The 14748-nt window shown below is 64.9% G+C and carries 13 protein-coding genes and 1 pseudogene; 10 read left to right on the forward strand and 4 right to left on the reverse strand.

Annotated elements, in window-relative coordinates:
• Positions 1-11 precede the first annotated feature (11 nt).
• Positions 12-1427 carry a hypothetical protein gene (locus BLQ92_RS18075; protein ID WP_090685897.1) on the reverse strand — a complete coding sequence of 472 codons (1416 nt, stop codon included), beginning with the start codon at positions 1425-1427 and terminating at the stop codon, positions 12-14.
• A gap of 490 nt (positions 1428-1917) precedes the next feature.
• On the opposite strand from BLQ92_RS18075, the gene BLQ92_RS18080 reads away from it, so the two are divergent.
• A complete protein-coding gene (locus BLQ92_RS18080; RefSeq protein ID WP_090685898.1) occupies positions 1918-3084 on the forward strand; it encodes an acyltransferase family protein in 1167 nt (388 codons plus the stop codon).
• 69 nt (positions 3085-3153) lie between these two features.
• Here BLQ92_RS18080 and BLQ92_RS18085 read toward each other — a convergent pair whose 3' ends face one another.
• Positions 3154-4404 carry a glycosyltransferase gene (locus BLQ92_RS18085; RefSeq protein WP_090685899.1) on the reverse strand — a complete coding sequence of 417 codons (1251 nt, stop codon included), beginning with the start codon at positions 4402-4404 and terminating at the stop codon, positions 3154-3156.
• Between the two features lie 135 nt (positions 4405-4539).
• On the opposite strand from BLQ92_RS18085, the gene BLQ92_RS18090 reads away from it, so the two are divergent.
• The 3 genes from BLQ92_RS18090 to rfbC all read left to right on the forward strand — a co-directional run bounded on the left by BLQ92_RS18090 (position 4540) and on the right by rfbC (position 7540).
• Entirely contained in the window at positions 4540-5787 is a 1248-nt protein-coding gene (locus BLQ92_RS18090; RefSeq protein ID WP_090685900.1) for an oligosaccharide flippase family protein, read from the forward strand.
• Positions 5787-6860: a glycosyltransferase family 4 protein gene (locus tag BLQ92_RS18095; protein WP_090685901.1), complete on the forward strand. Its 1074-nt coding sequence runs from the start codon at positions 5787-5789 to the stop codon at positions 6858-6860. The genes BLQ92_RS18090 and BLQ92_RS18095 overlap by 1 nt, the downstream gene beginning before the upstream one ends.
• A 128-nt stretch (positions 6861-6988) precedes the next feature.
• Positions 6989-7540 (forward strand): dTDP-4-dehydrorhamnose 3,5-epimerase, encoded by a 552-nt coding sequence (gene rfbC / locus BLQ92_RS18100; protein ID WP_090685994.1) that lies wholly within the window; start codon positions 6989-6991, stop codon positions 7538-7540.
• A 42-nt stretch (positions 7541-7582) separates the two neighbouring features.
• Here rfbC and BLQ92_RS18105 read toward each other — a convergent pair whose 3' ends face one another.
• Positions 7583-8479 carry a LysR family transcriptional regulator gene (locus BLQ92_RS18105; RefSeq protein ID WP_090685902.1) on the reverse strand — a complete coding sequence of 299 codons (897 nt, stop codon included), beginning with the start codon at positions 8477-8479 and terminating at the stop codon, positions 7583-7585.
• Between the two features lie 90 nt (positions 8480-8569).
• Here BLQ92_RS18105 and BLQ92_RS18110 point away from each other — a divergent pair, with 90 nt between their 5' ends.
• The 4 genes from BLQ92_RS18110 (at position 8570) to BLQ92_RS18125 (ending at position 12991) form a co-directional block, all read left to right on the forward strand.
• Positions 8570-9448: an alpha/beta fold hydrolase gene (locus tag BLQ92_RS18110; RefSeq protein ID WP_090685903.1), complete on the forward strand. Its 879-nt coding sequence runs from the start codon at positions 8570-8572 to the stop codon at positions 9446-9448.
• Positions 9449-9494: 46 nt separating this feature from the next.
• On the forward strand, positions 9495-10913 hold the full coding sequence (gene leuC / locus BLQ92_RS18115) for a 3-isopropylmalate dehydratase large subunit (protein WP_090685904.1): 1419 nt from the start codon (positions 9495-9497) through the stop codon (positions 10911-10913).
• Complete coding sequence (gene leuD, locus BLQ92_RS18120; protein ID WP_090685905.1) at positions 10906-11526, forward strand: 3-isopropylmalate dehydratase small subunit; 621 nt, start codon at positions 10906-10908, stop codon at positions 11524-11526. Before leuC ends, leuD begins: the two co-directional genes overlap by 8 nt.
• Before the next feature lie 106 nt (positions 11527-11632).
• Positions 11633-12991, forward strand: coding sequence for a dicarboxylate/amino acid:cation symporter (locus BLQ92_RS18125; RefSeq protein ID WP_090685906.1), 1359 nt, complete (start codon positions 11633-11635; stop codon positions 12989-12991).
• Here the strand turns inward: BLQ92_RS18125 and BLQ92_RS18130 are convergent.
• Positions 12954-13946, reverse strand: coding sequence for an EamA family transporter (locus tag BLQ92_RS18130; RefSeq protein WP_090685907.1), 993 nt, complete (start codon positions 13944-13946; stop codon positions 12954-12956). The genes BLQ92_RS18125 and BLQ92_RS18130 overlap by 38 nt on opposite strands.
• A gap of 70 nt (positions 13947-14016) precedes the next feature.
• On the opposite strand from BLQ92_RS18130, the pseudogene BLQ92_RS40685 reads away from it, so the two are divergent.
• Both BLQ92_RS40685 and BLQ92_RS18140 read left to right on the forward strand, forming a co-directional pair.
• A pseudogene (locus BLQ92_RS40685) lies at positions 14017-14142 on the forward strand (LysR family transcriptional regulator); the annotation flags it as partial.
• 168 nt (positions 14143-14310) lie between these two features.
• Entirely contained in the window at positions 14311-14745 is a 435-nt protein-coding gene (locus BLQ92_RS18140; RefSeq protein ID WP_090685995.1) for a hypothetical protein, read from the forward strand.
• The last annotated feature ends 3 nt before the right edge of the window (positions 14746-14748 follow it).

The following is a 14748-nucleotide window of genomic DNA, read 5'->3' on the forward strand; positions in this document are numbered from 1 at the left end:
TGGCGGGGCTTTCATGGCTGGGCTTTGCCGTGCAGGCCGGGCTGCACCTGGGCGAGACCCGGCCGTCCTTCGAGACTGCCGTGCGGCCATTGCGGCGTGGGCGACATGCTCGGCACGCGGTGCGGGCGACCGACGTGGCGGGCTGCGCGCACCCGCATGGTCTGGGCGATGCGGGCATAGGTAGCCACGAGCATGCCGAGCGCGACACCGAACACGAGCCCCGAGAAACGCGGCCCTAGCGGGTTGCCGCCAATCGAGATGGCCGGCAGGGCGGCGAGCAGCAGGATCGAGCGGCCGAGCACCGGCAGATACAGCAGGTTTGGCATGCGCCGTCGCCATTCGCGATGCGCGAGCGTGCCTTTATAGAGCGCGTAGAGGATCGCGAGCGGCATGCCGATACCGAACAGCAGCCCGCCCGCAAACAACTGATAGACCCAGAAGTTGTGGCCTGCCACCCATTCGCGGATGGCGAAGAAATCCTTCGCGCTCATCTGCCCCTGGAGGTCGGGCAGGAAGTTCGGCGAATAGCGGTACAGGTGTCCATATCCTTCGCCGGCCAGCAACGCGACCGACGACGAAGTCACCTGGTCGTACTGGTTCTTCATTTCGGCAAGGCGCGTAATGGTGGTCGGATCGACGCCGGCTTCGGTCTCTCTGGAGGCGAAGATGCGCTGGGCCCAGTGGGCCGATACGGTCGGGAACAGCGCGGCGACACCGGCCACCGTCACGCAGATCAGCAGGCCCATCACGATCGCGCGGGTGGCTGCGCGAATCAGATGCCGCAGCGAGGTTGCGCTCAGCCACGTCGCGAGCAGGAACAGCAAGGCCGTGCCGAGCAGTAGCGAGCGCGTCACGCTCAGCAGTTCGATTACGAGGGTGGCGAGAAACAACGCCAGAGCGAAGCGTGTATAGCGCTTGGCGACGACGAATTCGTGCAGCAGCAGGGCCTGCAGGCCGAGGAAGGTGACCGAGACGATACGGAAGCGCACCTTGTCGAGACCACCACCGGTGGCGACGCCGTACGCGAAGCTGAACGCAAGCGAGATGACCATGGCCCATAGCAAGGCCTTTTCGATCTGCGCGAGCCGCACGTCGCTCCACGGATGGCAGGCCACGGCATAACCGAGCAGAAACAGCAGGAACGGCAGCAGCACGCGCAGATAGTTGCCGACCTGGTTGCCCTGCAGGGCCTGCGTGAAAGCGCTGCCGAGAATCGTCAGCAGCAGCGCGAAGGTGACGACCTTGCGCATATGCGAGCGGTGCTCGAAGCGCGGCGCGATTAACAGCAGAAGAAAGCCGGCCCCTACCGAAGGCACGACGAGCAGAATCTGCGCGAGATGGCTGGCAGTGTCTTCGGAGGCCTTGAAGTCGAGTGCGAGGGGCGTGAGGAATAACCAGATCCACACGCCGGTGAACTTGTTGCGCACGATTGGGTTCTCCTTACGTGCCAGCCGCGCGGCGCGCAGCGTGTATCGCAAACGGGTAGCGGCATGAGGGAGACCGTCGCGCCTCGCGCGACGTGGAGGCGCCGGGCGGCTGCGCGCCGGACGCCATGCGGGCCTACGCCGCTGCGGCAGCCGGTTGCGGCGCGGCAGAACGTAAGGTGTGCAGACGGGTTATCGCATGGGTTTTCCCATGGCACCCGACTCCCCCAAAATCATTGATTCGAATATAGCAGCGCGTTATTCGGCGTTTGCCGGCTCGCGGCGGCGGCGGCGTCTAGTGGCTAGTGTTCGGCGTGAATCGACTGACGCACGAGTTGCGCTTTATGGGGCAGCGTTGGACTTCGCCAACAGTGGGCATGCATGGCCGGGAACGGCGTGATGTTGGCGGATCAAACCGGACCTCTCACAAGAAGATAAGAGGACAGATGGCGGAAATGGGTTTGAACACTTCAATTCCGTAGCGGGGGAGATCATGCGCTGGTTCGGCACAGGCAATTCGAAGGGACCCCAACGCTCGATCGAGCTGGATTTCATTCGGGGCATCGCCATCATCGCCGTGATGGGATTTCACTTCCATACGGTGCACACGGGCAGCACGCTGATTGCCGTCATTGAATACCCACTGAAAAGCTTCGGCAAGGAAGGGGTCAACCTGTTCTTCACGTTGAGCGGCTTCCTCGTAGGCGGGCTGTTGCTCAAACAGTATGCCAAGGTGGGACACATCGACGCACGACGCTTCATCATCCGGCGGATCTTCAAGATCTGGCCCGCTTACTACGTGCTGATCCTGTTCCACGTGTTCGCCGGCCGTCATCCCACCAGCACGTTCCTGCTGCAGAACCTGACCCATATGCAGAACTATCTGGGTACTTCAATCACGCAGACCTGGAGTCTCGCGGTCGAGGAACACTTTTATCTGTTTCTGCCTGCGCTGCTGTCGGTGGTGGTGATGCTCAAGCTGCGCGCCAACGCGATCATTGCAACGCTACTGGCGATCTGTGCGATCGTGCTGGCGGCGCGCTGCGTGGTGGTGGCGAAGGGCGATCTCGACGCGGCGTTCTTCTATACGCAGTACCGGATCGACAGCCTGCTGTTCGGGGTGATCCTCGCTGCCGTCTACTGGATGAAGCCCGAGCTATACCGGCGCTTTGCCGCTCGCAAGAAGACGCTGATCGCGATGGTGGTGGCGCTCGTCGCATGGCTCGTGCTGGCGATCAAAGACGTTCCGCTCGACGAAAGCATCGGCTATACAGTTCAGGCGCTCGGCTTCTGCGCGTTGATCGTGCTGACCATCGAGTATTCGCACAAGCTGCGCGAGTCGTGGCTGTTTCGCGCGGTGGCCTGGATCGGGGTGTACTCGTATGGAATCTATCTGTGGCACTCGCTGGCGCTCGCGCCTGGCGACATGCTGATCCGCAAGTTCGCGGCGCTGCATGTACCCGCGATTGCCGCGTGGGCGCCGGTGCTGATCGCGCAGTTCGTGATTGCCATCGTGATCGGCTATGTGACGACCCGCGCGGTGGAATTCCCGTTCCTGCGCCTGCGCGATGCGATCTTCCCGGCGCGCCGCAAGGGACCGAAGGGCGAGGGCATGCCGGAGGAACTGGAAGTGCCGGCAGTGGGCGGGCACGTTTTGTAAGCGAGGAACGCTCAGGTGAATCGCTAATGCCGCGTTGGTGTGCTTGCTCAGTAGGTCCGCTCAGTTTGCTCAGGTCGTAGCAGCGCCGGGGCGGCATTCGCTCGCGGTCCATACCTTCGGACTTTCGAGCAACGCCGACTGCAAGCTCTGCTTGAAATGAGCGAGCGTATTGCGTTCGAGCAGATGCGGGCCGTTCGCTGTACCGGGGCGCTGCCAGTCCTGCACGAGTAGCGTATCGAGCGCCTGATTGATCGAATCGGACGAGAGTTCGTCGAGCACCGGGCCGAGTTCGCCGTTGCGGCAAAACCAGCCTATCAGTCCATCCGCTGTCGCAATCAGCGGCTTGCCGAACCGGTAGGCCTGCACCAGCACGCCGCTCATCCCGTAGTGCCCTTTGTAGCCGAGCCAGATCACGTCGCAGGCCGAGAAGAGCGCCTGTTCGGTATCGGTATCGATGAAGCGGTCCATGACCACCGGCGCCGGGCTCAGTTGCGTGAGAGCCTTGAGCAAGGGGGCCCGCACGACCATGTCCTGGGCGCCGGCGATCACGAGAGTCGGGGCGTCGTCGCGGGCGGCGAGCGCATCGACGAGTTCGAAAATGCCTTTGCGTTCGCTGATGGCGCCGTACACCAGCACGAACTGGCCGTAAGCGGCGAGGCCGAGTTGCTCGCGCGCATTCCATGCGTCGAGCGGCGCCGTTTCGGGGCATGGGTCGGCCAGATACTGCACGGGCGCGGCGCTGGGTTCAGGGTGATTGGCGCACCAGTCGGCGAGTGTCGGGTCGATGGTGAGCAGGGTCTTCAGACCGCGCGTGCAGATCGCACGCCGAAACAATTGAGCTTTGAGCGCATTGACGAGCGGACGGCGCGGTGCGCGCACGCCGGCTTCATGATGATGAAAGGTGGCGCGCATCGTAATGCCCAGCCACGGTGTGCTGCCGAATGGCGAGCCGAGTAAAGGCAAGGCATAGAAGAAGTAATCGATGTACGGCACCACCACCTGCACCACGCGGTACTCGCGGCTCACCGTCTGATAGACATGCTGGAAGTGGCGAAAGAAGCGCACGTAGCTGAGTGAGCCAAGGCCGGGGCGGCTGGCGTCGGCGGGCGGGTCGACGAAGCTGATCTGCAGGTCCGCCGAGGCGTCCGTGCCGTTGCCGGCGGCGAGCCGTTGCGCAAGCGGATGTGTGGCGTTGGCCGAGGTCGTGACGATCACGCACTGATAGCCGGCCTCGACACACGCCTCTCCGGTCCACTCGGCGTAGCGCCAGCGATGACCGGAGAAGTCGGGTTCGATGACGAGGATAGTGTCTTTTGTCATACCCCAAAAGGTAACGAAAAACCTCGCCCGAGGCCCGCGCGGGGCCGATATCGGCTATGAGATGGCGGTCCCCGCATAAACAGCCGCGTTACCTTGTCAGGAATGGATTGCGCATGTAAAAAGGGGAGGGCATCCGTGAGATCGATCAGGGTTCCGCTTGTCTCGACGATGCCCGTATTCGACGGCAGCGCGGCGACCTGGGTATTGATCCAGCAGGTGGTTGTCCGGGGTCTGGTGGCGCTGAAGTTTCTCGCCATCGGCCGCATGCTTGGACCCGCGGCGATCGGCAGTGTGAGCGTGGCCTTGCTGGCGGTGGCCATTGCCGAGGCGCTCAGCGACACGGGTCTCGCCCAGGCCGTGGTGCAGGCCAAGGTCATGCCGAGCCGTGGGGAACTCGGCGCGGTGTGGACCACGCTGACCGCACGCGGCACATTGATTGCGCTGTTGTTGATCGCGCTCGCGCCCTTGATGAACGCGCAGTTTCATCTGGGCGGCTCGCTTGTGCTGCTGCAACTGGCCGCCGCGTTGCCGCTGATCCGCGGTCTCGCGTCTCCCGCGTACTACATGGTGCAACGCGAGCGGCGCTTCCAGCAACTGGCCGGCGTAGAAACCTCCGCGGCGTTTGCCGATTGTGCGATCGGCCTTGCTTGCGCATGGGGCGGCGCAGGCGCCATCGCGGTGCTGATCGGCATGCTCGTGGGCGAGGCGCTCAAGACCCTGCTCACCTGGACCACCATGGGGCCTCGGCCGCCGGTACGCTTTGCGTGGCACGGCATCGGCCACTACGTGAATTTCAGCCGCTGGATCTGGGCCGGCAGCGTGGTCAACCTGCTGCTCAACCAGTTCGACAAGGTGCTGGTCGCCAAACTGCTCGGCCCGGTCGCGCTGGGCGCCTATCAGATGTCGTCGAAGCTCGCGCAGATGCTGCTTGCCGATGCGGCCATCGCGCTCGGCCAGTACCTGTTTCCGACCTTCTCCGCGCACCACCGGCGCGAAGACGGTTCGGCAGCCAGACTGTTTGCCCGCTACATGATCGTCATCGTGACCGGCCTCGTGGCGGTGGTGCTGGTGCTGCGCTGGACCGCGGCGCCGCTGTTCATGCTGGTGCTCGGGCCGGCGTGGATGTCGGCCGTGCCGCTCTTCAGGATCTTCGTCATCAACATGGCGATCGGCGCGGTGATTGCCATGCTGGTCGCGTATCTGCGCGCCGTCGGCGCACCGAAAGCGGCCACTGAGGCCTCGGTGCTGCAGGTCATCGCGCTCGTTGTCATCGTGCCGCCGGCGACCCATCTGTGGGGTGTGACCGGTGTAGCGTGGGCGATGACGGTGGGCCTGAGCGGGAGCGCAGCCTGGATGCTCTATCGGATTCTGAAGAGGGCGTGATGCGGATTCTCCATCTGGTTCTGGCGCCGCGGCTCTCGGGCGCGGAAGTGCTCGCGAAAGACCTCGCGATTCATCAGCAGACGCACGGCGATACGGTGGGCGTGACCTCGTTGCTGCCGCAACATGACGACTTTACGGCGCTGCGCGGCGAGCTCGAAGCGCACCAGGTGGCCTGCCTGTTTCCGGCTGGCACTCACGGCAGCTTCGGCAAGCTGTGGCATCTGTATCACGCGATTCGCCGCTTCCAGCCCGACGTGCTGCTTGCGCACGCAACCATTCCGGCGTTCTATGCCCGCGCCTTGCCGGTGCGCGTGCCGGTGATCTATGTGATGCATTCGGCGGCCAACGACTTCGAGCGTTCGCTGTTTCGCCGCGTCGAGAGGCTGTTGTCGAGCCGGGCGCGGGCGGTGGTCGGCGTGTCGGAGGCCAACCTCAACGACTATGTTGCCGCCATCGGCCGTCATCCGCTGATGCAGGTGATTCCGAACGGTGTCGATACGCGCCGCTTCGTCTGCACGACCGGCGTCGACGATACGCGCGCCGGCGGCCCGTTGCAGATCGTGCAGATTGGCCGCTATAACGCGGTCAAGAATCAGCTGCAGTCGGTGAGCGCGTTCGCCGAGGCGCTGCAAGCGGTGCCCGAGGCGCGGCTGCTGCTGGCCGGGGTCGTCGAAGATCCCGCCTACTTCGCGGCGGTAGAGGCGCGCGTGCGCGAGCTGGGACTCGAGACGCGGGTGACGGCGGATGGTCCGCGCGGCGACGTCTCACGCCTTTTGACGGAGTCGAGCGTGTTTGCCATGCCCTCGCGCTCGGAAGGGCACAGCATTGCGTTTCTCGAAGCGCTGGCAACGGGTATTCCGGTTGTCGCCAGCAAGATCGACGCGTTCGCTTTTGCGCGTGATTTTCCCGGCGTGCAACTGCTCGATACCGCCGACACCGGCGCCTATGCGCAGGCGCTGGTCGCGGCGCTGCGGCAGCCGCGTGTGGCACGTCCGCTGGCGGGCCTGACGCTCAACGACACTGCTGAGCAGTACCTGGCGATTACCCGCCGGGTGGCAGGGGCGCTGGCATGAGCACACGCCATTCACAACCGGCACGGCTGGGCGCCACGCATGGCGCGAGAAGCGTGGCCGAACGGCTTGCCAGCCGCAGCGCCCGTCCGCGCCGCACCAAGGTGGCGCCTACTTACGGGGCGGGTGTCATGAGCATGAAGGTCACGCGCACGGCGCTCCCTGAAGTGAAGATCGTCGAATCGGAATTATTCTGCGACGAGTCGGGCAGCGCATTCGAGACCTTCAACGCCGACGATTTTGCGCGCCAGGTGGCCGCAGGCGTCGAGTTCGTGCAGGACGATCATTCGCGCTCGCGGCGCGGCGTGTTGCGCGGCCTGCATTATCAGATCCAGCATCCGCAGGGCAAGCTCGTGCGGGTCGTGGCGGGCGACGTGTTCGACGTGGCGGTGGACATACGCCTGAGCTCGCACAACTTCGGCAAGTGGATCGGCGTGCATCTGAGCGCGGACAACCGCCGCCAGATGTGGGTGCCGCCGGGGTTCGCGCATGGCTTCGTGGTGATGTCGGAGATCGCCGAGTGCCTGTGCAAGGCCACCGACTACTGGTATCCCGAACACGAGCGCAGCCTTTTGTGGAGCGACCCGGATATCGGCATTGACTGGCCGATCGAGTTTGCGCCGATTCTGGCCGCGAAGGACGAGGCCGGTAAGCGCCTGTATGAGGCGGAGTATTACGCATAAGTTCGCTACCTCGGTGCTCGCCACTCCGAGGCCACGCTCCGCTCAAAGCCCCGTTGCGCGCAGCCGCTCGCCGACGAACTCGATAAACGTGCGCAGTTTCGCCGACAGCCGGTGCCGCTCCAGATACACCGCATAGATATCCGCATTCGGCAGCGCCCAGTCCGTGAGCAGCGGCACCAGCTTGCCGGTCTGCAGATACTCGCCGATCTCCCACTGCGAACGCACCACGATGCCGCGGCCATCGAGCGCCCAATTGAGCACCGTGTTGCCGTCGTTGCTGCTTAACGGGCCATTCACCTTCACGGTCTCGTCCTTCTTGCCGCGCGCGAAATGCCACGTGCCGTAGGCCGACTCGTTCTCGCGCAACACGATGCAGTCGTGCTGGGTCAGGTCGTGCGGGGCGAGCGGCGCGTGCCGCCGCTTCAGATACGCAGGAGACGCGCACACCAGACGCCGGTTCTTCAGCAACAGCCGCGCGTTGATGCGCGCATCGGGCACCTCGCCGAAGCGGATGCCCAGGTCGAAGCCCTGGTCCTGCAGGCTGACCGGCCGGTCCGTCAGATGCAACTGAATCTCCATACCCGGATAGCGCGCGATGAACGCCGAGATCGCCGGGGCGATATGCGCGCGTCCAAAACCGAACGATGCATTCACGCGCAGCAGCCCAGCCGGTTCGGCGCGGCTCTTCGTCACCAACTGTTCGAGTTCGGCCAGCTCCGAGAGAATCCGCGAGCCGTTGCCCAGATACAGCTCGCCCTCGCTCGTCAGGCTGACGCGCCGCGTGGTCCGGTTCAGGAGCCGCACCCCCAGGCGCCGCTCGACCTGCGCAAGCCGCTTGCTGACCGACGGCGTGGTGACGCCGAGTTCGCGGGCGGCGGCCGTCAGGCTCTGCTGGCGCGCCACCAGCGCGAAAAAGCCAAGGTCGGAAAGGCTGTCCATTGTTGCCTCGCAGTTAAAGATAGATTGCTTTGGTCGACACCATATCGTACCGGGCAGCAATTAAACTACCTCAAACCACGGGAGATTGCTGTGTTTGAACACTTCACCGATGCAAGCACCGTCGTCGACGGCATCAAGATTCACGCGTTGCGCGGCGGCGCGGGGCCGGCCCTGCTGCTGTTGCACGGCCATCCGCAGACCCATGCGATCTGGCACAAGGTTGCACCGGCGCTGGCCGAGCATTTCACGGTGGTGGCGGCGGACCTGCGCGGCTATGGCGACAGCGGCAAGCCGGCCGGTCACGCCGATCACAGCAACTATTCGAAGCGGCGCATGGCGCAGGATCAGGTGGAGTTGATGCGCTCGCTCGGCTTCACGCAGTTCGCCGTGCTGGCGCACGACCGCGGCGGCCGGGTGGCGGCGCGCATGGCGCTCGATCATCCGGAAGCGCTCACGCGGCTTGTCACGCTCGATGTCGCGCCGACTCTCGCCATGTATGAAAACACCTCGTTCGAATTTGCGCGCGCCTACTGGCACTGGTTCTTTCTGGTGCGGCCCGCGCCGTTTCCGGAGACGCTGATTTGCGCCGACCCGGACCTGTATCTGAAGCAGACCATCGGGGCGCGCAGCGCCGGCTTGAAGCCGTTCACGCAAGAGGCCTACGCCGAGTATCTGCGCTGCCTGAGCGACCCGGCGACCGCGCACGGCATCTGCGAGGACTACCGCGCGAGCATCACGATCGACCTCGAGCACGACCGCGCGGATCGTGCCGCGGGCCGCACGATCGCCTGCGATCTGCTGGCGCTGTGGGGCGCCGACGGCGTGATCGAAAAATGTTTCGACGCGCTGGCCGAGTGGCGCCCATGGGCGCCGCAGGTGAGCGGCGGGGCCTTGCCTTGTGGCCACTACATCGCGGAGGAGGCACCCGAGCTGCTGCTCGAGCGGGTCTTGCCGTTTCTTCGCGGCTAAGCCTCGCGCTTGCCGTTCGACAACCTCTTTGTGTTGGTAGGCCATCATGTCAAACCGAACGCTGTACCAGAAGCTAGTCGATTCGCATACCGTAACATCGCTCGATGAACAGAACGTGCTGCTCTACGTCGACCTGCATTTGATGAACGAGTACACCAGTCCGCAGGCGTTTGCCGCGCTCGCGGCAAAGCAGCGCGCCGTGCGCCGGCCGCGCCAGCAACTGGCGGTGGTGAGCCATATCATCCCGACCCACGCGGAAACGCCGCGCGTGATTCGCGATGCCGCCTCGCTGCTGCAAGCCAACAACCTCGCGCGCAATTGCGAGCGCGCCGGCATCCGCCTGCTGGCGGCCAACGATCCGTTGCAAGGCATCGAACATATCGTTGCGCCCGAGCTGGGGCTGATTCGCCCCGGCATGGTGGTGCTGTGCGGCGATAGCCATACGACGACTTACGGAGCGCTCGGCGCGCTGGGGTTCGGCATCGGCACTTCGGAAGTCGAACACGTGCTCGCCACCCAGACGCTGGTCTACCGGCTCGCGCAGACCATGCGCATCGTGATCGATGGGGCCTTGCCGTTCGGCACCGCGTCGAAGGACCTGATCCTGTGGATGATCAGCCGGATCGGTGCACAAGGCGCACGCGGCTATGCGGTGGAATTTGCCGGCTCGACGATTACCGCACTCTCGGCTGAAGCGCGCATGACGATCTGCAACATGACGGTCGAGGCCGGCGCCCGCGCTGCCTTGATCGCACCAGACGCCACCACTTTCGACTATGTGCGCCGCCATGCCACCTCGCTTGACGAGGCCGCATGGGCTGCGGCGCTCGCGGATTGGCGCGAGCTGGCGTCCGACGAGGACGCCCCGTTCGATGCCGAATACCGCTTCGACGCACGTGAGATCGCGCCGTTCGTGACGTGGGGCACGAGCCCCGACCAGGCCATCGCAGTGGACGCCGCTGTGCCGGACGAGGCGGCCCAAGCCACCCCGGAAGCCGCCGCGGCGCTGCGCCGTGCGCTCGACTATATGGGGCTCGTGGCCAGCCAGCCGCTTATGGGGACGCCGATCGACCGGGTCTTTATCGGCTCGTGCACCAACGGCCGCATCGAGGATTTGCGGATCGTCGCAGCGCTTGCGCACGGACGCCGGGTTGCGCCCCAGGTGCGGGCGATGGTGGTGCCCGGCTCCGGCAGCGTGCGCCGCCAGGCGGAAGCGGAGGGGCTAGCGGCGATCCTCACCGAGGCGGGTTTCGAGTGGCGCGAGCCCGGTTGCTCGATGTGCCTTGCGATGAACGACGACGTGCTCGCCGACGGCGAGCGCTGCGCCTCGACCACTAACCGCAATTTCGAGGGCCGCCAGGGGCGCGGCGGGCGGACTCATCTGATGAGCCCCGCGATGGCCGCCGCCGCCGCCTTGACCGGCCGCATCACCGATGTCCGTACTCTGGAGCCGCACCATGACTAAGCTCACTTCGATCGAGGGCAGCGCTGCGCCGCTGCCGCTCGACAATCTCGACACTGACCAGATCATGCCCAAGCAGTTCCTGCGCATCATCGACAAGGCCGGTTTGAGCGAGGGTTTGCTGTACGACCTGCGTTTCGACGCCGAGGGCGTACCGCGCGAGGACTGCGTGCTCAATCAGGCGCGCTATCGCGGCGTGCGGATCCTGATCGGCGGCGCCAACTTCGGCTGTGGCTCGAGCCGCGAGCATGCAGTATGGGGCCTGCAGCAGTATGGCTTCGCGGCCGTGATCGCGCCGAGCTTTGCGGAGATTTTCTACTCCAACGCCATGAACAATCGCCTGCTGCTGGTCCAGCTCGAGCGCGCCGAGGTCAACCAGTTGCTGGCCCTGAGCGCGGCTTCGGCGGGCGAGGCGGCTGTGCTGCGCATCGATATCGAGCAGCAGAAAGTCTTCACCGCTACAGGACAGGTGTTTTCGTTTCCGCTGGGCATGCGCCATAAACGCATGGTGATCGACGGCATGGACACGGTGGACCTGACGCTAGCCGCGCTGCCCGAGATCGAGGCGTTCGAGCGCACGCATTTCAGCCGCAAGCCGTGGGCGGCGGTGATGTAACGCGCACCCGCAGTAAACAGCACTTAGGCATTGAGCAGCCCTGCCGCGCCGTTCCGACACGGCGCCGCGGAGCAGGGCATCGTTTTGCCCAAAAAAAGGAGGAGACATGCAGCGCAAACCGTTCTACCAGATTCTCTACGTGCAGGTTCTGCTGGCGATCGCAGTCGGCATCCTGCTCGGCCATATTGCCCCAGCGGGGGCTATTGCGATGAAGCCGCTTGGCGATACCTTCATCCGGCTGATCCGCATGATTATCGGCCCGGTGATTTTCTGCACCGTGGTCACCGGCATTGCCAGCATGCGCGATATGAAGAAGGTCGGCCGGGTGGGCGGCAAGGCCTTGCTGTATTTCGAAGCGGTGTCGACGCTCGCGCTCGGCCTCGGTCTGCTGGCGGCGCACCTGCTTGGCCCCGGCAAGGGCTTCAATGTCGACCCCGCCACGCTCGACGGCAGCACGGTGTCCGGCTACGTGAGCCAGGCGGCGCATGGCGAGGGCGTGGCGGGCTTCCTGTTGCACATCGTTCCCGAGACCTTTGCCGGGGCTTTCGTGCAAGGCGATATCCTGCCGGTGCTGTTGATCGCCATGCTGTTCGGCGCTGCGCTCTCTCTGTTGGGCGACGCAGGCAAGCCGGTCGCCAACCTGATCGAGGCGCTCTCGAAGACCTTCTTTCGGATCGTCCAGTTGATCACGCGGCTCGCGCCGCTCGGCGCGTTCGGGGCAATGGCCTTCACGATCGGCCGGTACGGCATCGGCTCGCTGCTGCCCATGCTCAAGCTGATCGGCGCGTTCTATCTGAGCGCCTTCGTTTTCGTGATCGTGGTGCTCGGCGCGATCGCCCGTCTGTGCGGGTTCAGCATCTGGCGCTTTCTTGCCTTCATCAAGGACGAACTGTTGATCGTGCTCGGCACCTCGACCTCGGAGGCGGCGCTGCCGCAACTGATGGAGAAGCTCGAGCGGCTCGGTTGCCCGCGGGCGATTGTCGGGTTGGTGGTGCCCACTGGCTATTCGTTCAATCTGGACGGTACCAATCTATATATGACGTTGGCGGTGCTGTTTCTCGCCCAGGCCACCAATACGCATTTGAGTCTCGGCGAGGAGGCGACCTTGCTTGCCGTGACGATGCTGACGTCGAAAGGTTCGACGGGAGTCACAGGCGCGGGTTTCATCACGCTGGCGGCAAGCCTTTCGGTGGTGCCCACCGTGCCGGTGACAGCGATGGTGCTGATTCTCGGCATTGACCGCTTCATGTCCGAATGCCGGGCCTTGACCAATATCATCGGTAATGGCGTCGCGGCAATCGTCGTAGCGGCGTGGGAGAGGGAACTGGATCGGGATCGCTTACGCGCCGCGCTGGGGCAGCGCCGCTTGCGCGCCGAGGATGACGGCATTAGCGCCGCACCTGCTGCATCCACCGCCGACGCGGCGTTCACGGCGCCGCCAGCACCACCCCCAAACTGGCGCTGACGACCAGCAGCATGCCCGCTAGTTGCGGCAGTGTCAGCGGCTGACGCAGCACGACGAAACCGGCGAGCGCGCCGATGGCCGGTTCGATACTCATCAGGATGCCGAACGATGAGGCGCGCATATGACGCAGCGCAATCATCTCCAGCGCGTACGGCAGCAACGGCACCAGCACCGCGAGACCCGCGGTGGCGCCGAGTTGCGCAAGCGGGATGTGGCCGCCGCTTTCGACAAGGCCGAATGGCGTTGCCACCACGGCAGCGGCGAGCAGCGATACCGAGAGTCCTTCCAGACCTGGGAACAGGGTGCCGGTCTTCTTCATCAGCACGATATAGCTGCCCCAGCCAAGCGCCGCGCCGAGCGCCAGCAGCACGCCGAGCGGGTCGCCGACCCAGCCGGCGCGATCGTGCGCGAGCAACAGAACCCCTGCGATGGCGAGCACCGGCCAGACGAGCGCGCGCAGACGGCGCACGCCGAAGGTGGCGACCGTGAGCGGGCCGAGGAAATCGATCGCGACTGCCAGACCCAGCGGAATGCGCTGGAGCGCTGCGAAGAAGCACAGTGTCATGCCAGCCATCGCGACGCCTAGCGTACCGGCGGCAAGCCAGTGCGAGCGCGCATAGCTGCGCAGTGGCGGGCGGACGATCAAGGCCAGTACGACGGCGGCCCAGCATAGCCGCAGCCAGGTCGTGCTGAACGAGCCGTAGGCCGTCATCGCCGGGGCGGAGAGGGCGGCGCCGAACTGCACGCTGGACATCGACAGCATGGCGAGCAACGCGGCCAGGCCGCCGGCGCGCCTTGACCCGCCACTTGCTGTTGTAGAGGGCTCAGCGGGCGTGGAAGGCGTGGAGGCCGGTGTGGCCACAGCACCGTGAGCCTCGTGCGTGTCGCGAGTACCATGGGTGCCTTCGGCGCCATGCACCCCAGGAGCGGGGACGAGCGTGTTGTTGTCCTGCATGGCAGTCTCTTCGAATGGAGTGCGCTCATCATAACCATGCTCGCGGCAATAAGATAAGCTGATAATTCTTATGCCGACATCAAGGGCCTTGATAATGAGGGATCTGGATAGCAGCTTGCTGCGCGCCTTCGTGACCGTCGCGGAGACCGGCGCAGTCAGTGCCGCGGCCACCCGCCTTGCGCCTACCCAGGCCGCCGCCTGCAGGCCTTGCAAACCTGTCTTTGCGAGGAGCTGCAGCTCGGCGAGACAGTGCCGCAACCCGCCTGAGGCTGCGCACGCCCGCCGCAGTTTTTACGAGATTTTTTCTTGCGGGCGCTCCCCGGCCAAACCTACACTTCAGGCAACCTGATGAATGTGGATGGTCATGGTGAATCAACGCGCAGCCCAGCAACAGCCTGTCCGGATCGACTATGTGCGGCACGGCCTTGGCCGTATCGAGCTGCGACGCTTCGATCCGGCGCGCGATTCGTTCGATGCGCTCACAACCATGTTGCACCGTGCGTTCGAGCGGCTGGGCGCAATGGGCCTGAACTGCACCTGCGTCGATCAGAGCGCCGCTGTCACCCGCTCGCGGGCCACGCGCGGCTATGCGGAGCTTGCCCTCGATACGCCGCAGCCCGCCGCCCATCTGGTCGCGTTCTATCGCGGCCATGGCTTTCGCATCGTCGGCTTCCTGCGCTTTGACGGCAAACGCTACGACAGCGCGATTCTCGCCAAACCCGCCGTGGCTGCGCGCAGCCTTGCCAGCTGGTCGCAACGGCTCGAACTGCCGCGCCGCCAGATTGCCTGTGCAGTATGAGCG

Source organism: Paraburkholderia phenazinium, assembly GCF_900100735.1.
In the GTDB taxonomy this organism is placed as follows: domain Bacteria; phylum Pseudomonadota; class Gammaproteobacteria; order Burkholderiales; family Burkholderiaceae; genus Paraburkholderia; species Paraburkholderia phenazinia.